The organism is Prevotella sp. FD3004, assembly GCF_000746155.1.
In the GTDB taxonomy this organism is placed as follows: Bacteria; Bacteroidota; Bacteroidia; order Bacteroidales; family Bacteroidaceae; genus Prevotella.
The window spans coordinates 635,940-657,595 of record NZ_KN050819.1 but is presented as its reverse complement, the minus strand read 5'-3'; the positions used below and the strand labels follow the sequence as shown (position 1 = coordinate 657,595).

Below are 21,656 nucleotides of genomic sequence, written 5' to 3'. Positions count from 1 at the left end.
GGTTATTTTGCTTCAGTCATTTCTCCTTCAATATAGAGGCGGGTCATCTCAACGACGCCGTTGGTGCGAACGGTGATAGATTTCTTGAAATGCCCAGGGAATTTACCTGTACCATTATAGGTCACTTTGATCTGACCCTTCTCACCTGGCTTGATGGGTGTCTTGGTGTACTCTGGAACGGTGCATCCACAGCTGGCTACAGCCTGATTGATAATCAAAGGCGACTCGCCTACATTGGTATAGGTGAATGTATAGGTCACAACAGGACTGCTTTCGGAAAAGGTTCCGAAGTCGTGGGTCAGTTTGTCGAACTTAATCTCGGCGGGTTTCTGTGCCAAGGCAACCGTCAGGCCGCACATCAGCAGTAAAGTCATCAATGCAATCTTTTTCATATTCAAGTGTTCTTTGTTAATTTCTGATGCAAAGATAAGCATTTTAATTAACTAAGGACACTAAGGACACTTTTTTTTCATCTTTTTTTGGTTTTTTACTCGCTTATTCGTACCTTTGCACCTCAAAAGGAATAAAAGAATAATAAATATGTATAGAAGTAAGACTTGTGGAGAGCTCCGTCTCTCCGATGCAGGTAGTGTTGTAACACTTGCAGGTTGGGTTCAGCGTAGTCGTAAGATGGGTGGCATGACATTCGTCGACCTGCGTGACCGTTACGGATTGACTCAGTTGGTTTTCAACGAGGCAGATGATGCGGCTTTGTGTGAGCGAGCCAACAAGCTTGGTCGTGAATTCTGTATTCAGGTAAAGGGTGAGGTTAGCGAGCGTCAGAGTAAGAATCCTAAGATGCCTACAGGTGATATCGAGATACTGGTCAAGGAACTGAATGTGCTGAGTGAAAGCCTTACACCGCCGTTTACTATTGAGGATAACACTGACGGAGGCGATGACATCCGTATGAAGTATCGTTATCTCGACTTGCGTCGTAATGCTGTTCGCAAAAACCTTGAACTGCGTCATCGTATGACCATCCTGATTCGTAACTTCTTGGACTCTAAGGAGTTTATTGAGGTTGAGACTCCTATATTGATTGGTTCTACTCCAGAGGGAGCTCGTGACTTTGTAGTCCCCTCTCGTATGAATCCAGGTCAGTTCTATGCATTGCCACAGTCACCTCAGACCCTGAAGCAGTTGCTGATGGTTAGTGGTTTCGACCGCTACTTCCAGATTGCCAAGTGCTTCCGTGATGAGGACCTACGTGCCGACCGTCAGCCTGAGTTCACACAGATTGACTGTGAGATGTCGTTTGTTGATCAGGAGGATGTACTCCAGATTTTCGAGGATCTCGCTCGTCATCTGTTCAAGGAGGTTCGTGGTATCGAACTGCCTGCACTCCAGCGTATGACATGGCATGAGGCTATGCGTCGCTTCGGTAGTGATAAGCCCGATTTGCGTTTCGGCATGGAGTTTGTTGAGCTGATGGACCAGCTCAAGGGCACAGGCACTTTCCCTGTTTTCAATGAGGCTACCTATATCGGAGGTATCTGCGTGCCTGGTTGCGCTAACTATTCTCGTAAGCAGCTCGATGAACTTACCGAGTTTGTAAAGCGTCCTCAGGTAGGTGCTAAGGGCTTGGTTTATGTCAAGTTCAACGAGGACGGTACTGTTAAGTCATCTATCGATAAGTTCTATACACCTGAGGTTTGGGCTAAGGTTAAGGAGGCATGTGGTGCCAAGGATGGTGATCTCGTGCTGATTCTTAGTGGCGACAATGCTAATAAGACCCGTGTTCAGCTTTGTACACTTCGTCTGGAGATGGGTGATCGTCTTGGTCTTCGCGATAAGGATAAGTTCGTATGTCTCTGGATTGTCGACTTTCCACTCTTTGAGTGGAGCGATGAGGAACAGCGCCTGATGGCTACTCACCATCCGTTTACGATGCCTAATCCTGATGATATTCCTCTGTTGGATACTGATCCTGCTAAGGTCCGTGCCGTAGCTTACGACTTTGTTTGCAATGGTGTCGAAGTTGGTGGAGGTTCACTGCGTATCCACGATGGAAAGCTGCAGGAAAAGATGTTCCAGATTCTGGGCTTCACCCCCGAGCGTGCGATGGCACAGTTCGGCTTCCTGATTAATGCCTTTAAGTATGGAGCACCTCCTCACGCAGGATTGGCCTTCGGTCTCGATCGTTTCGTAAGTCTCATGGCTGGTCTCGATAGCATTCGTGACTGCATTGCCTTCCCGAAGAATAACAGTGGTCGCGACGTGATGCTTGACGCTCCTGGAGAACTTGATCCTAAGCAGTTAGAAGAGCTGAACCTTTCGATTGAACTTCGTTCTAGCTCCTCCTCGCAAGACAGTGAATGAATTTCACTGTACTTGCTTCGTTCGCCGCTTGATATTCGTCAAGAATAAGCTGTGTTCTGCCAAAAAAACTTAAATATCAATAACTTGTCTGAATTAATAGTGCTATTTTTGCACTCGAAAAGATGAGAGAGATAAATAACTCAATAAAGAATAAATTATTAAGAACTATGGCAGAAAAGAAAACAACAGCTAAGAAGGCTACTGATACAAAGGCAGCCGCAGCTAAGAAAACCGCAACCGTGAAGAAAGCCGCAGCTCCTAAGAAGGCTGCAGCAAAGTCTGTTCTCGCAGTGAATGCTGAGAATATAGGTTTCAAGGCAGGAGATGTTTATCAGGCACTGGCTGCAGCAGGTAAGGCTCTCACCGTAAAGGAGATTGCTAAAGCTGCAAAGATTTCTGAGGAAGAGACTCTTCTCGGACTTGGATGGCTCTTTAAGGAGGGCAAGCTTGCTAACGACGGAGAGAAAGTTACATTGGCATAAGACAATTAACGTACAATAAAAGAAGGTCGGTAATCGCTTTTACCGGCCTTTTTTAATAGAATGATATACGACAGGCAGATATTAGACATTCTTATGGAGGTCGGTGATAAGGGCATCAGCGTGCAGTTGTTGGCCAAGCATATCTATAATTGTAATTCAAGCCTGTTTTTTACTCCTGATTTGGATGAAATCCGTGCCTATGTTCAGCAATACCTTCTGAAAAACTCCAAGTCTTCTCTCTCTCTGGTTGAGGCTACTGGCAAACGTGGCTGTTATCGATTGAATACTCAGAATAATTCCGATGCCCGCCAACTTATGATAGAGTTTAGCGAATCCCGTCAACAGGAGAACAAAGAGGAGAAGCCTGCTGTTGACCTCTCCTTGAATTTATTTGATTCTTAGATTTGTTTTATGACCTTGGCGGGGATTCCTGCTACGAGAGAGTGGGGAGGGACATCTTTGGTGACAATCGCCCCTGCAGCTATGACAGAGTGGTCTCCTATAGTTATGCCAGGAAGAATAACGGCATTAGCTCCAACCCAGATGTCATTTCCTATGACAACGGGTTTTGTCGATACACCCTGTTCGTCAATTCTTATGTCTGGATTCTCAAATTTATGATTAAGGGCAGTTACTGTGATGCCCTGCGCTAAATTTACATGATGACCAATGGTCACAGGGCCGATAATGGTATTGTGTAATCCTATCCTCGTGTAATTGCCAATGATTACATCTCCAACAGCATTGTTAATACAAGCAAATGATTCAATTACTGAATAGTCGCCAAGCGAGAACTTTCTATAAGGTGGGGTGTCCATCCTGACAGAACTATGAATCACGGAATGTTTGCCACGATGCTGGTAGAGAGGTGATAATATCCTGATAAACCAACGTGGCCTTGTCTCCACCTGATTCATGATAATCCAATCAATGAAATTCTTCCATTTCGGATTCTTCTTAAACATTTCTCTGATGGCTTCGTTATTCATCGCTTTTGTTATTTATGACTACAAAAGTACGAATTATTTTGTATATTAGCAAATTTTTCTCTAATTTTGCAGAAAAATCTGTGAATGATGGACAAACATTACGATTATCTTATTGTTGGAGCAGGTATTTATGGCGCTACGTTTGCTTATATGGCTCATCGTCAGGGCAAGCGTTGTCTGGTCATTGATAAACGCAACCATCTTGGAGGAAACATCTATTGCGAGAATATCGAAGGCATCAATGTTCATAAATATGGTGCTCATATTTTTCATACATCAAACAAAAAGGTGTGGGATTTCGTGAATTCTATAGTTGAGTTTAATCGCTATACCAACTCGCCCATCGCCAATTATAAAGGTAAGCAGTACAACCTGCCTTTCAACATGAATACCTTCTATCAGATGTGGGGAGTTCTTACACCAGCAGAAGCTCAGGCAAAGATAGAGGAACAGCGTCAGGAGGCGCTTGCGAGGATGCGGGCCGATGGCGCTACAGAACCCCGTAACCTTGAGGAACAGGCTCAGGTGTTGATTGGAAAGGATATTTATGAGATCCTTATAAAAGGATATACAGAAAAGCAATGGGGACGTAAGTGCAGCGAACTTCCCGCTTTTATTATCAAGCGTCTGCCCGTTCGCTTCATCTATGACAATAACTATTTTAATGATCGCTTCCAGGGTATTCCTATGGGGGGATATAATAAACTTATTGATGGTTTGCTTGAAGGGGTAGAGACCAGGTTGAACTCTGACTTCTTCGATGATCGCCAGCATTGGGAGTCTATCGCTGACAAGATTCTTTATACTGGTAAACTCGATGAGTTTTATGACTATCGCTTTGGTAAGTTAGAGTTCCGTACTGTTCGTTTTGAGGAAGAAATCCTTGATTTGCCCAACTATCAGGGTAATGCTGTCATGAACTTCACCGATGCCGAAATCCCCTACACCCGTATCATCGAACACAAGCATTTCGAGATGTTTGGTGACGATGTATATAAATGCCCCAAGACTATTATCTCCCGTGAATACTCTACGGAGTGGAAAGAGGGTATGGAACCCTATTACAGTGTCAACGACGAACGTAACATGTCGCTCTATCAGCAATATCGTGATTTGGCAGAACAAGAACCCAACCTGATTCTTGGTGGGCGCCTTGCAGAGTATAAATATTACGACATGGCTCCTATTGTTGAAAAAGTGATGGGGCTGTTTGAATAGATAGGTTGTAAATGAAGATTCTTTTCCTCGTTTATCATGGCTTTTCAGAAGTCAGCGGTATTAGTAAGAAAATCCACCACCAAGTGAAGGGACTTCGTGAGAATGGTTATGAAGTCCACCTCTGCTACTATGGCTATGCCGAGAATGGTCATAAATGTCGATATATTGACGACGAGGTTATTGAAGATTATGGAAAGGGCCTCTTTGCCGGACTTCGTCAGCGTATTGATTATGAATGTATTTATGAGTATTGTAAACTCAATGGCGTTCACCTTGTATATGCTCGCTGTTTCCAGAATGCCAATCCATGGTTGATAAGGCTGTTTAAAAGGTTAAGGAAATTGGGCATCAAAACTGTGACCGAGATTCCTACCTATCCTTATGATGCAGAGTTCGTTGGCTTTCCATTTATAACACGTGTGAATTTGAAAATTGACCAACTGTTCAGAAATCGTCTTTCTAAGCAGATGGATGCTATAGTGACATTTTCTGATGCAGAACAGATATTTGGACAGCGTACTATCCGAATTAGCAATGGTGTTGATTTCGATAGTATACCTTTGCATGATTACCATCCTTTAAGTGACGGAGCAATTCATTTGATTGGAGTCGCAGAAGTTCATTATTGGCATGGCTTTGACCGTCTGATAGCAGGAATGGGAGAATACTATAAGAATACCTCCAAACCAAGATCAATTTTCTTCCATATTGTTGGCGGAGTATGGAAAAGTGAGATGTACGACTCGATGCACGCTCCAGGTTTTGTTGAGTTAATGGATCGTTACGGTATTCGAGATAAAGTATTTTTCCATGGTCAGTTGTTTGGTGAAGAACTTAATCGTGTCTTCAATCAATGTTGCTTTGCTGTAGGTAGTCTGGCCCGTCATCGTTCAGGTATTAAGATAATCAAGACATTAAAGAATCGCGAGTATGCCACCCGTGGAATTCCATTTATTTATTCTGAGACTGATAGTGATTTTGATGATAAACCTTATATTATAAAAGCCTCTCCAGACGAGAGCCCTATCAACATCCAGGAGATTCTTGATTTTATTGATCATAACAAATTCGCTCCCCAGGAGATACGTAAGACTGTAGAAAATTTAAGTTGGAAGATTCAGATGAAACGTGTTGTTGAAGAGGCCTGATTTTTTATCGCTTTAGCCAAAAAACCATACAAGATTTGATTCCGATATATTTTATATAGCCAGATCTTAATGCTCTTCCAAATACACTGAATTTATCTTTGAAAGGTATGATGTGCCCAGTATAGAAAACCTTGCTCAAGGTGTATTTTGCAAATTTGTGGATTATTGGACTCTTTTGCCATCTTAAGAGTTCATCAATGACGGTCAGATAACAGTTTATATTTCTTTTTGAATAATGCTTCCCCATAGTAGAAACAGACCTGACACGATGATTGACGAAACTCTTTTTTAGACAATATATATTATTGCTTTGTAAAGTTAACTTTGTGGTGAAGAGCTCGTCTTCATGGATAATTCCTGGATAAAAGCTGAGCCCAATCCGTTTGAGATAGTCATGTTTAATTAGAAGAAGCCATACTACACAGTTGTGTTTGCTAATGTCTAACATTCTATTTAATAAATTTTCCCCTATAATGGCTTTGTTTTCTTCCCATTCTTGTGTCCTTTGATAGTTCCATGTAAGGGGAGCTGCTCCTTCTTCTTGTATGATATTGCCATCAAAGAAGATAAAGTCAGCATGGTTGTCCTCTGCATAATCGTAACAGATCCTTAACGCTTCTCTATCTGCTAAAATATCGTCGGAGTCCATCATATAGATATATTCTCCACTGGCATGTTGTAAAGCAAGATTGCGGGCAACGGACTGACCTTGATTTGTCTGACTATAGAAACTGATACGAGCGTCCTGTCCTGCATATTTTTTTATGATTTCTTCGCTATCATCGGTAGAACCATCATTAACGGCGATGATTTCAATCTCTTTTAACGATTGATTGATAAGAGATTGGAATGCATCGTCCAGATAAGGTGCAACATTATATATTGGGAGTATGACGCTGACTTTTATCATTTTTCTTCATTCTTGGTGCAAAAATAAGGATTAAATTTGATTTTTCCAAATAATCTCAGTATATTTGCATAAAATATGAGACATTATGGATGACAAGCCTCTGAGAATAGTGTATTGTACACCAGCCTTGTATATGGCTGGAGGGGTTGAACGTGTATTAACACTCAAAGCCAACTATTTTGCAGAGCATGATGGGTATGATATCACTATTATTCTGACGGAAGGTAAAGATAAAGCATTATTCTATCCCTTGTCTGATAAAATCAAGGTTATTAATCTTGATATCAACTTTGAAGAACTGTGGAACTGCTCATTCGCAAGGAAGATATATGTCTATTTGAAGAAGCAGAGAATATACAGGAAAAGACTGACTGCTGAACTGATGCGTATCCGCCCTGATATAACCATTAGTCTTTTGCGACGTGAGATTAATTTTCTGACCAGTATTCGTGATGGCAGTAAGAAGATTGGTGAACTCCATGTCAATCGTAATAACTATCGCAATTTTGAGGTAGAGAATTCTAATGTTTTCAAGAATATCTTCGCAAAGTTCTGGATGAAAAGTCTTGTGTCTCATCTTAAGCATCTAGACTGTTTTGTCGTTCTGACTGAAGAAGACAAGTCTGCATGGTCGGAACTGAATAATGTAGTTTCAATTCCAAATCCTTTAGCTTTTGATATAGATGAAGTGAGCCCATTAACCAATAAGCGTATTATCGCTGTTGGTCGTTATGTCTATCAAAAGGGATTTGACCTGTTGTTGCAAGCATGGTCAAAGGTTGAGAAACAAATGCCGGATTGGTCATTGGCAATTTATGGCATGGGTGATCGTTCTGCTTATGAGAAATTGATGGAAGATCTCAAGATAGATACTAACCGGTGTCACTTATGTGGTCCAACCGATGATATTAAGCATGAGTACTTGAATAGTTCTTTGTTTGTATTTAGTTCTCGCTTTGAGGGCTTTGGTATGGTTCTTATCGAAGCAATGGCTTGTGGTCTTCCTGTCATCTCTTTCGATTGTCCATGCGGCCCTAAGGATATTGTCCGACACATGGAAAATGGTATATTGGTCCCATCTGGCAGTGTTGAGAAATTGGCAGAATCGATGAGAAAGCTGATGTCTGATGAGATCATGCGACATAACATGTCATCATGCGCGTTGGTTGATGTACATCGGTTCCAGATGGATGAAATTGCTGAACGTTGGAGAAGATTATTTGATAAAGCAGTATCTGAAGAATAGAAACGAGGATGCAATACGAAGTAACTATAGGAATTCCAGTTTATCGGGCTGCTGGTTACATTGAAAAGACAATGGAATCAGCTCTTTCGCAGACATTCCCAAACATTGAGTTCTTGGTTCTGGATGATTGTGGAGGAGATGGCTCAATGGATGTGGTTGAACGATTGCAGAAGGAACATCCTCGCGGTAAGGACATCCGTATTCTTCGTCATGAAAAGAATTACGGCATAGGAGTCGCAAGAAACAGAATACTTGATGAAGCAAGAGGTAATTATCTCTTTTTCCTTGACTCTGATGATATAATAATGTCTGATACTATTCAGTTGTTGTTTGATCATGCCCAAAAGATTGATGCAGAAATTGTATATGGGTCTTGGGAAAGAATAGATGTCATTGATAAGAGCCCGTCAGTTCAATCTGTTTATCCTTATATGCTGTTTACAGAACCTGATGGGCTTGCAATGTATGCCTTTAAAAACTATTCAACATTTAGAATCTCTGTATGTAATTGCTTGATGAAAATATCAACTCTTCGTGATGCCCATCTGCATTTTGTTGATGCAATTTTCTGGGAAGATATGGCTTTTACATATGAGATGGTTACTAAAGTTCGTCGTGCCATTCTATTGCCCGAAATTACCTATTATTATATATGTCGTCCGGATTCACTTTCTCATTTCCAAGAGCGTAAAACATTGCACAAGGAAGAAATACTTAAGAACGCATCTGTAGTCAATTATCTTAAAGATAAGTTGGGAGTTCTACGAGGTCATTCTTATGTCCCTTACATGAATTATAATTTGGGAATGAATAGTTTCTATGTAGTATGTTATGTCCTGAAGCATCAGTCAATAATACACCCGATAATCTCAAATTCGGAACTAAGACAGTTAATGCAGATGCCATTAAAGTTTTCTGACATTATATGCCGTCGTGGCAGGTTGATGGGTAATCTGGCGCTTTGGACATTATCTCATATACCAAACTCTTTGTTCGTGCCTTTTGTTCGTATAGCAGGGAAAATAAAGAAAGTCATATAAACGGAGACATATGAAAAAAATAGTGTATTTTGTGGGAGGCCTTTTATCTCCCAACGGAATGGGAGCAATCCTTAGCCAGAAAATTAATTATCTGGCAGAGCATACGAACTACGATCTTTATATGATTTTGACGGAGAAGGCTGGTGCTCCATGGTTTTATGATATCAATCCCAAGGTTAAATGGGTCAACTTTGACATCAACTTCGATGAGTTGGATGTTATGCCTATATATAAGAAAGTCTTGTTTTATTGGTTGAAACAGCGTAAGTTCAGACAGATGTTTACAGACTATCTGATGAAAGTCCGTCCGGATATTACAGTTTCAATTTGTCGCCGTGAAATCAATTTTATTAATAATATTAAAGACGGAAGTAAGAAAGTCGCAGAGATACATTTCGCACGTCCTTTTTATAGAAGATTTGAAAAGCCCTTCTTTCCTAAATTAATAAATGAGTGGATTAGTAATTTATGGGCAGGTAGTTTGATAAAGCAGCTTAAGCGCCTTGACCGTTTTGTTGTTTTGACGAAAGAAGATTCCAAGAATTGGCCAGAGCTGACTAATCTGGTTGTGATTCCTAATTTCGTGTTTTCTAATACTTCTCTAAAGTCGGATTTGTCGTCTAAAAGGGTTGTCGCAGTTGGTAGATATTCTTGGCAGAAAGGCTTTGATATGTTGATAGATGCATGGAAAATTGTGAGTGCTCGTCACCCTGATTGGCACTTGGATATATATGGTAGTGGAGACAATATTTCATATCAGAAATTGGCAGATGAATTATGTTTATCATCATCAGTGACCTGTCATAAGTCAGTGGATCATGTCTATGAGAAATATTCAGAAAGCAGTATCTATGTTTTAAGTTCACGATATGAAGGCTTTGGCTTAGTGTTAGTTGAGGCTATGGGAACAGGTTTGCCAGTTGTTTCATTTGCATGTCCTTGTGGCCCTCGGGATATTATTGAAGATGGTGTGAGTGGTTATCTGGTTGAGGCTGGTGATGTTCGGAAAATGGCAGAGAAAATCTGTTATCTTATAGAGAATAGAGATGTTCGTGAATCAATGGGGCAGGCTGCGATTGCTAGAGCTGGCATGTTCTCAAGAGATCAAGTTATGCATCGTTGGATAGAATTGTTTGAATCACTTTAAAACGATATAGATATGGCATGGTATGATAAGTATTTGTCCATTTATGGCAAGCCGTTTAGTGAAGTTCCCCAGGAAATTATTGATGGAACTCGTGAGCGTTTAGCTGCTTTACAGAGCGACCAACCATTAGCATCTGTAGTCGTGATCGGATATAATGAAGAAACTCATCTTCAAGCGTGCCTGTGGGCTATTAGTGAGATTAAATGCAAGTATCCGCTGGAGATTATAGGAGTTGATAATAATTCTAAGGATCGAACGGCAGAAATTTTTGAAAAATCGGGAATCCCCTATTATAGAGAGTATCAGCACTCCTGTGGGTATGCTCGTCGCTGTGGCCTCCAACATTCAAAAGGACGCTTTTATTTTGATGTCGATAGTGATACTATCTATCCTCCATACTATTATGAGGTAATGCTTGAGCAGCTATTGAAACCTGGAGTCGCTTGTGTTTCAGCTACATGGAGTTATTTCCCTGATTCAAATCATTCTAAGCTAGGTTTGAAGATATATGAGTTAACTCGTGATCTGTTTCTATGGATTCAACATTTTAAAAGACCGGAATTAAGTGTTAGAGGCTTAGTCTTTGCATATAATGCCGACTATGGACGCCAGGAGCCATATCGTGTTGATATTATTCGTGGAGAAGATGGCTCAATGGCTTTTAATCTTAAGAAATATGGTAGAATTGTATTTGTTCGCGATAGACGGTGTCGGGCTATAACGGGCTATGGTACTATGGGACAGGAGCCTCTATGGCAAAGTTTCTTGAAACATATTAAGGTGCAAATGAAAGGAATAACACGTTTGTTCTATAGAGCTAATCATTATGAGGATAATGATGATAATATTGTGCATTGAACAACTCAATCCATCTTTTCATGATTGCATCCATATTGAATAAAAGAGCCTTTTTTCTTGCTTCACTTCCCATTTTCGCACAATCTTGAGAGTGAGTTGCCAACCATAATATCTTCCTTGCGAGCTCTTTGATGTCACCATCCTTTATTAGCAAACCATCTGAGCCGTCAGAGATGATGTCTTCAGGACCATATTCACATCGAAATGCTGCACACGGAATTCCACAAGACATAGCTTCAATTAAAACCAAGCCGAAACCTTCGTAACGGGAGCTAAGTACAAGGAATTGACTCTTTTTGTATTCATCATAGATAGAATTGGAAACTCCCTTCAAGTTAACACGTCCGATAAGGCCCTTCTTATCAATCAGGTCTCTAAGCAGATCCCTATCAATTCCCTGTCCGTAGATATCAATATACCAATTGGGTATCTTGGACGCAATGAGGCTGAATGCTTCTATAAGCAAGTCAAATCCTTTCTGAGCATGAAGTCTGCCTACGGCTATAATACGACTAGGAATCTTCTCAACGTCATCAATTTGATCAGGTATATGAGTTACTGGGTTAGGTATTACTATAACATTCTTGCAATATCTTCTCCAATTGTCTGCATCTCCCTTAGTCAGTGCTACAAGTTGGCTGCAATGACGTAATGGACGAAGATTCCATATATCATAGAACTTTGCCAGGTACCATTTTGCTGATTTTTTAGAAAAATCATTTTGTTTAATAGTTGCCTTGAATGCCAAATGTGATTCTAATATAAGAGGAATACCTGTAGCTTTACATGCACGAGTTGTTAGGCGTATGTTCTTAAGTGGAATAATTGTAGATGTCATGATGTCAGGACGCAGTTCGTTTAAAATAGCGGTCAAACGCCTAATATATATATTCCGCATGAGATGCAGGGAATGAAGCTTCTTTAATAGCGGCAGATTGGTAATAGTAAAGAAACGGGTGTCAAGGTCAACGTGATTGATGGAATGATGCAAAGGAAATACTAGTTCGTGTTGCCCCTGTTCTGATGTTATCAATGTTATTTCATGGCCATGTTCGGCAAGATAATTCATCTTGTCTGCCATCACTCTTTCTTCTCCGCCTTTAGCAGCAAATGATTTTAATAAATATACTATTTTCATCTGAGTAGTTTGTTTTGAATCTTGGAAATAACAGGGACTCTATTGCCAAGGTCTTTCATGCCTGGGGTAAATAGATACACAAATACTGTGTATAATATGATGATGGGAAGGGAGATGCAGATTGCATATAGAAGAATACTGATGAGTGTGAATTCTGCTTTTTGTGAGAGCGCCAATGCAAGGAAGTAATTGCCTGCAAGGCATAAAAGAAGTATCAAATAGTGAATAATAATATGGCGCCAGTATTTTGCGACATGTTGTTTGAAACCATGTCTGTATAGAAAATATGGTTTCCAGATTACTACAAGTAATATCATACTAATAGTTTTACCTAATAAAATACCGATAAGTCCGTAAAAGTATCCTATAACGAGTGTGATTATTAGGTTTATTGCTCCTTCTGTATAGGCAGCCCATACATCATCATATAGTCCGTATGCATTAATAAATAAGTCAACGGAAGGACGCGTGAGCATGATGTACATGTTGAGTAGAACCAAGAAAACAATATGGTCTTTTAAGATATATTGTGGGCCAAGCCACCACCCAATAAATGGATTGATTATAAATGTTAAGACTATGATAAAAATACCAGTAATCCAATATCTAAAGGTTGCGAACTCCCAGAAGACCTTTCTGATGTTCCTTTGATTTCCTTCTGCGACAAGATTGCCAATACTGGCATTCATTCCTGTAAAAACTGTATTGAATAAGCCAGTTAGTCTGCCGACAATCATCATGTAGTTACCGAAACATGTAACCATGCGTAGTGATTCGAATGCGAAAACAAGTATTTCATCGCTTTTAGAAAGAAAGAAATTCTTCATACGATGAATAAAGACTTGTTTCGTTTTCTTGAGTATCTCTGGATATCGTTTTAAGATGAGTTTACCTTTGCTTTTGTCACTTTGAAGCCATGGATACTCTTTGTCAATTACATAATTAACCGCCCAGCATATAAACAGGCAGAAGACGAATTCGACTCCTACAAATATATAGTAATTCTTATAGTAGTATGCTAATAATATCTGAACAATAGTCTTAACTATTCCCCCTGTCTGTATCCATATCGTGTATTTGTATGTCTTTTGATCGCTGTCCAATAGGATATGACGGTAATTGAAGTAATAGCCTATCACATCGGAACCAAGAAATGAATATGTCATGAAAAAGATGATTCCTAGAGGCATCCCCGAATTTGAGAAAACAAAGGGAAAAAACAGGCTGATTATAATACCTCCACATAGAATGATAGTTCCAACAATACGGTATAACCACCCAAAGAGTGAGACGATTTCGTTTATAGTATCCTGATCTCTATTTGCAAGAGGCTTGTATAAGAAATATCCGATACTTGTGGCAATACCCACTTCCGTAATATTAAGAAAACCGAGAATACTTGAGATAGTACCAGTGAGTCCGATAAAGTCAGCGCCCAGGTTGTCCAGAAAAATACGGCGTGAGAAGAATGTCATAATGATAGACGTAAAGTAGAATATGATTCCTACTTTTGCATTCAATAGACTCTTGTGTACTCTTTCTGCCATATTTAATTAATAACAATATTCTCAAAAAAATGTGATGAATATGATTCTATATTGAATCTGGGATCTAACTTGTTGCCAATGTAGCTGTTATAGTTCTTCTTGATCTTAAGTATGGCTTGGGCCAGCTCACTTACAAGGTTGTCATTTTTATCCAGAAGAATATGTTTTTGCCCAACTAATGTTTCAGGTATACCTCCATCGTTTGTCGCAATTACAGGAAGCCCCATAGCTGTAGCTTCTATGCAAGTCATTCCGAGTGCCTCGTTAATGTGAGAAGGAATAATGGCGACATCTGCTGCGGATAAGTAACTTGATAGTTTGTTGTATGGAACAAAACCGGTAAAATGTGCGTTGGCGTTCTTCCCCAAATTATATAGACTTTCTATAAATGGATTTTGATTCTTGCTGTCAGCAAAATTTTCCCCTCCAACTACAATCAGTTTTATATCGGGGTGATCTTTTAGCAATATAAATGCCTCTAAAAGCTCTTTAATTCCTTTGTCAGGAATTAGGCGTCCAGTATATATGGCAACAAAATCATTCTTCTCAATGCCTAATGCCTCACGAATGTTGTTAGGTTTGTTGGGGCTTGTGAAGTTTTCTGTGCATAATCCATTATACACAACAGCAATTCGGCTTGGAATTCCTACGGATTCTATTTGTCTTTTAAGGAAATCAGATACAACAATAAACTTGTCTGTGGCTCTTATAATACTTTTCGTCTTTTCATCAGATGCACATATCATATTGGTATGTAGGTGTGAGACAATGGGAATATTTAGTCTTTTTTTAAGTTTTAAAGCAAAGCCTGGCCGATTTTCAAGAATTATCAAATCGAAATTCTTTCTTTTTAATCTTTTATAGACTTTCTCAAAGAAATACTCGAGTTTGTACGAATAGCATTCGTTCTTGTGGAATTGCGCATATATTCTTGCTTCAAAACGAGCCCAGAGGGACTTTGTATCGATGTATTCGTAATGATTTTCTTTCGCTTGGAGTGCTTTGTTTTTCTTAATCTGAGGGTGGCTAACACTATATATTGTTATGTCGTGAAGGTGATGTTGATGATTGTATTTTAGATAATAATCTATAAGATTCTCTACAGCTCCACCTAAGACTGCAGGAATTGGCAATATTCCAGATGTAATAATTGCAACTTTCATAAAGTGAACATTATCTTTGTGCAAAAGTACAAAAAAAAATGAAGAAATACGATGAATGCTCTGAATTTAACTTAAAGACAAGCATTTTAATGTGAGTTTCTTGTTGAATTCGTTTTTTATTCGTACATTTGCACCATAAGTTATATTTTTTAATATCTAGGCCAAAGATGGATGTCTCAATAATTATTCCTGTGTATAAGGTTGAGAAATACATTACACGTTGTATTCAATCCATAATGAATCAGTCGTGTAAGAATATCCAAATTGAATGTATTATTATTGATGACTGTACTCCTGATGCAAGTATTGATATTGTAAATGGAGTATTATCTGATTATAAGGGAGATGTGAAATTTATAATCTTGCGTCATGAGAAAAACTCTGGTTTGTCTGCTGCAAGAAATACGGGAATAAAAGCATCTACAGGACGTTATTTGATGTTTGTCGATTCAGATGACTATATTACTGATGACGCAGTTTCGAAGCTATGGAATGCTCATCTGACATATCCGCATGTAGAACTGATAGTTGCTACCTATTTTAGTGTTAAAGACTCATGCCCCTTTAATAATGGTATAGATAAACAGACATTGGTTGATGGTAAGCGGCTTAGAAAAATGTTAATGAATTATCAGGTAACCTGTAATGCATGCTGGAGATTAATACCAAGAGAACTGATAATAAATAATAATTTGTTTTTTACTCCAGGATTGTTATATGAAGACATTCTGTGGTGTCATCGATTGTTTGCATTGATAGAATCTGCAGTTGTCTTGCCTGATGTGGTCTATTATTATGAAAATAATCCGAATTCTATAACAAACACAACAAAAGAGAAAGCTATACGCTCTGTAAGAAGTTATGCTTATAACTGTGATGAGATGCTTAAAAAGCCTTATAAAGATGTATATGTAGATCATCAGTTGTATGTGTTGACTTTTTTAATGAGGGCACTGGATACTCGACGAGACTATAAAGTTCGAGGTGAAGTCAGTAAAAAACTAAATGATGTCCGTTTTAGACTTGTGCGTTCCACTTTGTCGGAAGGTAGGCTTCTATTAGGCTTGTTTTTCCTGATTACATACCAGCCTCTTTATTCTCTTTTTAGTTGTCGTTGGTTTCGTTCACATTATTATATGTTGGAATCATTTATACGACATAGGGCTAATTTCTTAGATAGTATATTTCACAGGAACAATTAATAATATATTGACATGATTTCTTTATCGATTATTATTCCAGTCTATAAAGTTGAAAACTATATTCGTCGTTGTCTGGAGTCTGTTATTGCTCAGGAAGATAGTGGAGTTGAGATGGAGTGTATAGTGATTGATGATAAGGGACCCGATAATAGTATGGATATTGTACACGATGTTATTAGTAATTATCATGGTACTATAGATTTTAAAGTCGTAGTTCATGAAAGAAATCGTGGAGTAGCTGCAGGAAGAAATACTGGAGCTAAAATGGCAAACGGAGAATATATCATGTTTATAGATTCTGATGATTACCTGAAGCCTGGATGTGTCAAAAGTCTGCTTGGGGCTTCAAAAGATTATCCTCAGGCGGATGTTATTATTGGTCAGTTCTATAGTGTTAGAGAGCAGAAGCCATCATATGATTATTTATCGAGCCCTGTCTTATATGATAATAAAGAAGAGATTCATAGAAATTTTCTTAGGGTAATATTGGATTGCTTTCCTTGGAACCGGCTACTGCGAAGGAAGTTAATTGTGGATAACCAATTATATTTTCAGGAAGGAACAATCTTTGAAGACGTAATTTGGTCATATCACCTATTTGATAAGGTTAATGCAGTTTTGCTAATACCTGATATTACCTATGTTTATGAGAATAATCCAACATCAGCAATGAACTCGACAAAGGAAAAATCTACGGCTACAGTTCGGAGCTTTGTCTTTTTCTGTAACGAGATGTTAGACCAGCCATACAAGGGTATGTTTGTTGACCATCATCTGTATGTCTTTAATATCTTAATGAAGGCTATAGATACTCGTATGCATGCATGTGTTACTCCTGAGGTTAGTCTTTCGTTGAATCTTGTGAGAAACCGTATTTTCCGTGAGACGTTGTTGAGCGGACGCATCTTTCTGGCGATGTTTTTTCTGACTGCCTTCCCGCCTTTTAATAGTATTCTTCGTTTCTCCTGGTTTAGATGCCATTTCGATAGATTGGGAAGCGTTATTAGATCCTTAACATTAAGGAAGTGAGATTTACTTGAAAGTCTTTATCCATGAACAGAAAGAGAACTTCTCTATAATGTCGGAACTGATAGACGCCATCTCTTCATTTAAGAAATTTCTAATGAGTTCTTCATCTTGATTATCCCAGATGAAGATATTCTTTGGATTGTAAAATTCGTAATTGACAATGTCTTTGCTATTGGTTATTAACTTCTTATGATAGATTAATGCCTCTAGGGCTCGTAGAGTAATTCCTGTTTGTCCATCTTGCAATATTTCAACGATACAATGGCTTTGGCAGACATATTTTATATTCTCTTCATATGTAATTTGTTGCTCTTTAGACTCAGGAACAATACATTTCCCCACTTTCCCTATGTTGGATAGCTTGTTTGTAATTAAACGTAGTGTGTCAATTCTTCCTTTGGGGAAGCCTAAAAAATAGTAGTCGTAGGATGCTATAGATGTATGAGGTATGTCTTTCTTTCTAATAAATTGATCTTTGTATGTTATCTCATATTTTATCGCGTCATCTCTGTCGAATGTTGATATGTTACATCCCAGATCTTTCAACTCTTGAATTCTTTGTTTTTCATTAGTAAATAACTTAGAGACTGGATTCCAAAAGAAAGTATGGAACTTGCAATCCTTGCATATGCTTCTCTTTATGTATTTTATAAGTGTAATATCCGCGATGTCAAAGACAATGATGGTGTCGTTCTTTGATGTCAGGCGCAGAGCAGAAAATCCTGGCATCAATTTGAATAGAAAAGGAAAAAACAGATTCTTATCACGTGCGAATTTCATAAGAAGGTTAAATAGACGGGATTTCAGGTGTTGATCTGTTATCCTAACGAAATGACAGTCGTTAGTTTCACCTAATAATATATTGTCAAGCAAATCTGTACTTTTATAGATAAGGTATCTCATATTATATGAATCGATTCTTTATAGCTTTTAGTGTGCATCGGATATAACGAGAAAAAGAAATGTTATGTTTCTTTCTGGCATAAAACCAAAAACAACTTCTCGAGAAGAATTTCTTACGGATGTCAAATTCTACCATGTCATCTACTTCTCTTTGCTCATATTTCGCAACATCTTGTTTTATAAGTTCTGCAAGACGACTGTCTTCCGGATTGTCAGCGCACTGGCTGGCAATGAAGTTTTTTCGCCATGTCACGGATGTTCTGACGGCTTCGATCTTATCCTCAATACAGCTTAGATCGTGACTGATTGATTGGCCGTTGCCGCGATATTGAAATCCTACTTCTTGAGTGTTAGCCATTCCGTGTGAGGCTGCAGCGATAAAAGCGGTAATATCATCGCTTTGCCATCCATAAGGGAGCTTATAGAAGCCTCCATTCTTTCTGAGCGTTTCTGTTTTAAAAAGAAAATCCCCCAAATGCGAATTCCTGGGATTATACATTAGAGAGTATACGGATTCCCATTCAGGTCGTTCTTCTAATACGCAGACAAGATTTGAATGATCGTCAATAATTTCACTTCTTGCATGATATAGGTCTAGATTAGGATATTTCATGATTAGTTCTGCAAAATCATGGAGACATCTTGGTGTTAATTTATCATCATCACCCATACAAATCAGATAATCTCCTGTTGCATAGCTAAGACATATGTTCCAGTTGTCTACAACATCCTTGGCTCCGCAGTTTTTCTTATTTTTGAAATAGTGAATTCGCTGGTCATCGTATTTGTAAACAATACTATCAAGATCGTATGGAGATGCATCGTTAACAATGATTACTTCAAAATTGTGGTAGGTCTGAGCTAAGACACTATCAATCGCTTCTTTTAAATACCTGTCTTTATAGGCCGGTATTGTAACACTGAATATGATGTCTTTAGTCATTAGTATATTATATTTGCCACAAAAGTATAAATAAAAACCGAATAAGGCAAATTTATTCTTGTTTTTGTTCTTTAATTTGCAAAGAATGTGTATTTTTGCATAAAAAAGTAAGGAATGAAGATAACTTATATCTATACGGCTCTTGTTACAAAAGGTGGAGCTGATCGTGTAATAACCAACAAGGCAAATTGGCTGGCAGATCATGGGTATGATGTTATGATTGTAACGGATACCCAGTTGGGACGAAAGCCGATTTTCCCTCTGTCAGAGAAAGTTGTCTTGCATGATCTTGCAATTGATTTCAGTTTGGAGTATGGTCATTCCTTATTAATCAGAGCATGGTGGTATTTCTGGTTGATGCGTAAGTATAGGAAAGAATTGACATCAGTTTTGCTGAACCGTCATTCTGATGTTGTGATTACAACATTAGGGAGAGATTTGGATTTTCTGACTCGAATTAATGATGGAAGTGTCAAGATTGGTGAATCTCATATAGCCAGACAGTATTCCCGGAATTTCCATTTGATGGAGCAAAAGGGAGGTCTCCACAAGTTGCTGGCTAGGTTTTGGCGGAAGAAGCAAGAAAGAGATGTGAGAAAGCTGGATGCCTTGGTTTTGCTAACGCAAGCTGATGCAGAAAGTTGGAAGGGAGTTACGAAAACATATGTGATTCCCAATCCTACTCCATTTTATCCAAAAAGTTGTTCATCGTGCGAAAGCCATAAGGCAATCTGCGTTGGTCGATTAAATGAGCAGAAAGGCTATGAGTATCTGATTGCTGCATGGACAATTGTGAGCAGACGTTTCCCTGACTGGGTGCTTAATGTTTATGGGGAAGGCGAGATTAGAGAGCAACTTCAAGTTTTGATAGATAAGAATGGAATTACTAATACCTTTATTTTGAATGAACCGGTTTCTCAAATCGAAGACAAGTATTTGGAAAGTAGTATTTATATTATGAGTTCGAGATTTGAGGGGTTCCCGATGGTCTTATTAGAAGCAATGTCTTGTGGACTTCCTTGTGTCTCTTTTGATTGCCCCAATGGCGCGAGAGATATGATTCAAGATGGACAGAATGGCTTTCTAGTTGATTATCTTAACGTAGAAATGCTTGCAGATAAAATCTGCGTGCTTATGGGTAATGAAAGACTTAGAGTTGAGATGGGGAAAAGAGCTAGAGAGTATGTCGCAAAATATGACAATAATCAGATAATGATATTGTGGGAGAATCTGTTTAACGATTTGTCTAAGATTGGAAAATGAAAGTATTAGAAGTTATACGTCAAGGTCAGATAGGGGGAGGTGAGTCTCATCTGATAGATTTGGTCTCTTTTCTTGATAAAAAGAAGATTGAACCTGTGTGCCTTTCATTTTCTGGAGGTGAGATGATAAATCGTCTGAATGAGATGGGTATTATTTGCTATGTGCTTGAAACGCAAAGACCTTTTGATCTGCGAATTCAGAAACAAATTATAGAACTGATACGTGACAATGATATTCAACTTGTTCATGCTCATGGCAGTAGAGCAGCTTCGAATATGTTGTATCCTGTTCGCAAATTACATATACCTTTTGTGTATACTGTTCATGGATGGAGTTTCCATGATGACCAGTCTTTCCTGGTAAAGAAACTTCGTGCTTGGAGTGAAAAACTGATTTGCCATTATGCAGATGAGGTGATTTGTGTCTCTCAAAGCAATGCGGATACTGGGCGTGAATTGTTTGGATTGAAAATGGCTCACGTAATCGATAATGGGGTTAATCTAGATAGGTTTAATCCCCAGAATAGTCTAAAGGACCTCCGACCTGAATTTGGATTTGACAAGGATGACTTTGTTGTGGGGTTTATCGCACGTTGTACGATTCAGAAGAATCCGCTTCTCTTCTTGGAGTCGCTTCAGTTAGCGCATAAGGTGTATCCCGAAATAAAAGGTCTCTTTGTTGGGGAAGGAGATATGGATTCCCAAGTAGATGAATATATTGCATTACATCAGATGCAGGATTATGTCTTTCGCTCTCCTTTCCGTATTGACGTGCCAGATATATTAAATTGTATAGACGTCTATTGCCTTCCAAGTCTGTGGGAAGGTCTTTCTATTGCATTGTTGGAAGCTATGGCTATGAGCAAGGCCATTATTGCGACACCAACAGATGGAACTAAAGAGGTGCTTCGAAATGAGGAAAACGGTTTGCTTATACCTGTAAATGATATATCTGCCTTAACGGATGCGATTCTTCGATTGCATGACGATTATTCTTTAATGGAAAAGTGTAGAACAAACGCTCGTATGTTTGTCTCAGAACGTTTTAATGCCAATCGGGTTGCAGAATCTGTATCAGCAATATACTCAAAATATAAATAAACTATAAT

21 protein-coding genes are annotated in these 21,656 nt (G+C 38.8%); 13 read left to right on the top strand and 8 right to left on the bottom strand.

The annotated features are described in order from the left end of the window. Window positions 1–2 precede the first annotated feature (2 nt). On the bottom strand, window positions 3–392 hold the full coding sequence (locus T325_RS09850; protein WP_036913065.1) for a DUF1573 domain-containing protein: 390 nt from the start codon (window positions 390–392) through the stop codon (window positions 3–5). 148 nt (window positions 393–540) lie between these two features. Between T325_RS09850 and aspS the strand changes: the two genes are divergently transcribed. The 3 genes from aspS to T325_RS09835 all read left to right on the top strand — a co-directional run bounded on the left by aspS (window position 541) and on the right by T325_RS09835 (window position 3,206). After that, window positions 541–2,322, top strand: coding sequence for an aspartate--tRNA ligase (gene aspS, locus T325_RS09845; protein WP_036913062.1), 1,782 nt, complete (start codon window positions 541–543; stop codon window positions 2,320–2,322). 167 nt (window positions 2,323–2,489) lie between these two features. Then, window positions 2,490–2,804: a winged helix-turn-helix domain-containing protein gene (locus tag T325_RS09840; protein WP_036913684.1), complete on the top strand. Its 315-nt coding sequence runs from the start codon at window positions 2,490–2,492 to the stop codon at window positions 2,802–2,804. Window positions 2,805–2,864: 60 nt separating this feature from the next. Continuing rightward, a complete protein-coding gene (locus tag T325_RS09835; protein WP_036913059.1) occupies window positions 2,865–3,206 on the top strand; it encodes a hypothetical protein in 342 nt (113 codons plus the stop codon). Here T325_RS09835 and T325_RS09830 read toward each other — a convergent pair. Then, window positions 3,203–3,793: an acyltransferase gene (locus T325_RS09830; protein WP_036913057.1), complete on the bottom strand. Its 591-nt coding sequence runs from the start codon at window positions 3,791–3,793 to the stop codon at window positions 3,203–3,205. The genes T325_RS09835 and T325_RS09830 overlap by 4 nt on opposite strands. A gap of 84 nt (window positions 3,794–3,877) precedes the next feature. On the opposite strand from T325_RS09830, the gene glf reads away from it, so the two are divergent. Both glf and T325_RS09820 read left to right on the top strand, forming a co-directional pair. Next, window positions 3,878–5,011, top strand: coding sequence for a UDP-galactopyranose mutase (gene glf / locus T325_RS09825; protein ID WP_036913054.1), 1,134 nt, complete (start codon window positions 3,878–3,880; stop codon window positions 5,009–5,011). A gap of 11 nt (window positions 5,012–5,022) precedes the next feature. Further along, window positions 5,023–6,159: a glycosyltransferase family protein gene (locus T325_RS09820; RefSeq protein ID WP_036913051.1), complete on the top strand. Its 1,137-nt coding sequence runs from the start codon at window positions 5,023–5,025 to the stop codon at window positions 6,157–6,159. A 4-nt stretch (window positions 6,160–6,163) separates the two neighbouring features. Here the strand turns inward: T325_RS09820 and T325_RS09815 are convergent, their stop codons facing one another. Then, window positions 6,164–7,069 carry a glycosyltransferase family 2 protein gene (locus T325_RS09815; RefSeq protein ID WP_036913048.1) on the bottom strand — a complete coding sequence of 302 codons (906 nt, stop codon included), beginning with the start codon at window positions 7,067–7,069 and terminating at the stop codon, window positions 6,164–6,166. Window positions 7,070–7,154: 85 nt separating this feature from the next. Between T325_RS09815 and T325_RS09810 the strand changes: the two genes are divergently transcribed. From T325_RS09810 to T325_RS09795, 4 genes are read left to right on the top strand one after another with little or no spacing between them, the layout of a single operon-like run. Continuing rightward, window positions 7,155–8,315: a glycosyltransferase family 4 protein gene (locus tag T325_RS09810; protein WP_036913046.1), complete on the top strand. Its 1,161-nt coding sequence runs from the start codon at window positions 7,155–7,157 to the stop codon at window positions 8,313–8,315. Between the two features lie 8 nt (window positions 8,316–8,323). Then, window positions 8,324–9,355: a glycosyltransferase family 2 protein gene (locus T325_RS09805; RefSeq protein WP_036913044.1), complete on the top strand. Its 1,032-nt coding sequence runs from the start codon at window positions 8,324–8,326 to the stop codon at window positions 9,353–9,355. A gap of 10 nt (window positions 9,356–9,365) precedes the next feature. Beyond that, the gene (locus tag T325_RS09800; protein ID WP_036913041.1) at window positions 9,366–10,502 is read left to right on the top strand and encodes a glycosyltransferase family 4 protein; all 1,137 of its coding nucleotides are present in this window, start codon (window positions 9,366–9,368) and stop codon (window positions 10,500–10,502) included. Window positions 10,503–10,514: 12 nt separating this feature from the next. Then, on the top strand, window positions 10,515–11,360 hold the full coding sequence (locus T325_RS09795) for a glycosyltransferase family 2 protein (protein WP_036913038.1): 846 nt from the start codon (window positions 10,515–10,517) through the stop codon (window positions 11,358–11,360). On the opposite strand, the gene T325_RS09790 is transcribed toward T325_RS09795, so the two are convergent. The 3 genes from T325_RS09790 to T325_RS09780 are packed head-to-tail and all read right to left on the bottom strand — an operon-like array spanning window position 11,320 to window position 15,208. Next, complete coding sequence (locus T325_RS09790) at window positions 11,320–12,498, bottom strand: glycosyltransferase family 4 protein (RefSeq protein WP_036913036.1); 1,179 nt, start codon at window positions 12,496–12,498, stop codon at window positions 11,320–11,322. The two genes, T325_RS09795 and T325_RS09790, sit on opposite strands and share 41 nt — an antisense overlap. Further along, window positions 12,495–14,045 (bottom strand): lipopolysaccharide biosynthesis protein, encoded by a 1,551-nt coding sequence (locus T325_RS09785; RefSeq protein WP_036913033.1) that lies wholly within the window; start codon window positions 14,043–14,045, stop codon window positions 12,495–12,497. The genes T325_RS09790 and T325_RS09785 overlap by 4 nt, the downstream gene beginning before the upstream one ends. A 2-nt stretch (window positions 14,046–14,047) precedes the next feature. Beyond that, window positions 14,048–15,208 (bottom strand): glycosyltransferase family 4 protein, encoded by a 1,161-nt coding sequence (locus T325_RS09780; RefSeq protein WP_036913031.1) that lies wholly within the window; start codon window positions 15,206–15,208, stop codon window positions 14,048–14,050. Between the two features lie 167 nt (window positions 15,209–15,375). Between T325_RS09780 and T325_RS12455 the strand changes: the two genes are divergently transcribed. Beyond that, complete coding sequence (locus T325_RS12455) at window positions 15,376–16,410, top strand: glycosyltransferase family 2 protein (RefSeq protein ID WP_051949835.1); 1,035 nt, start codon at window positions 15,376–15,378, stop codon at window positions 16,408–16,410. Window positions 16,411–16,422: 12 nt separating this feature from the next. Next, complete coding sequence (locus T325_RS12450) at window positions 16,423–17,439, top strand: glycosyltransferase family 2 protein (RefSeq protein ID WP_051949834.1); 1,017 nt, start codon at window positions 16,423–16,425, stop codon at window positions 17,437–17,439. Window positions 17,440–17,442: 3 nt separating this feature from the next. Here the strand turns inward: T325_RS12450 and T325_RS09765 are convergent, their stop codons facing one another. Both T325_RS09765 and T325_RS09760 read right to left on the bottom strand, forming a co-directional pair. Continuing rightward, on the bottom strand, window positions 17,443–18,342 hold the full coding sequence (locus T325_RS09765) for a WaaS/CpsH family glycosyltransferase (RefSeq protein ID WP_036913029.1): 900 nt from the start codon (window positions 18,340–18,342) through the stop codon (window positions 17,443–17,445). A 1-nt stretch (window position 18,343) separates the two neighbouring features. Then, the gene (locus tag T325_RS09760) at window positions 18,344–19,285 is read right to left on the bottom strand and encodes a glycosyltransferase family 2 protein (RefSeq protein ID WP_051949833.1); all 942 of its coding nucleotides are present in this window, start codon (window positions 19,283–19,285) and stop codon (window positions 18,344–18,346) included. Between the two features lie 114 nt (window positions 19,286–19,399). Here T325_RS09760 and T325_RS09755 point away from each other — a divergent pair, with 114 nt between their 5' ends. Next, complete coding sequence (locus tag T325_RS09755) at window positions 19,400–20,548, top strand: glycosyltransferase family 4 protein (protein WP_036913027.1); 1,149 nt, start codon at window positions 19,400–19,402, stop codon at window positions 20,546–20,548. Beyond that, window positions 20,545–21,648: a glycosyltransferase gene (locus T325_RS09750; protein WP_051949832.1), complete on the top strand. Its 1,104-nt coding sequence runs from the start codon at window positions 20,545–20,547 to the stop codon at window positions 21,646–21,648. The genes T325_RS09755 and T325_RS09750 overlap by 4 nt, the downstream gene beginning before the upstream one ends. The last annotated feature ends 8 nt before the right edge of the window (window positions 21,649–21,656 follow it).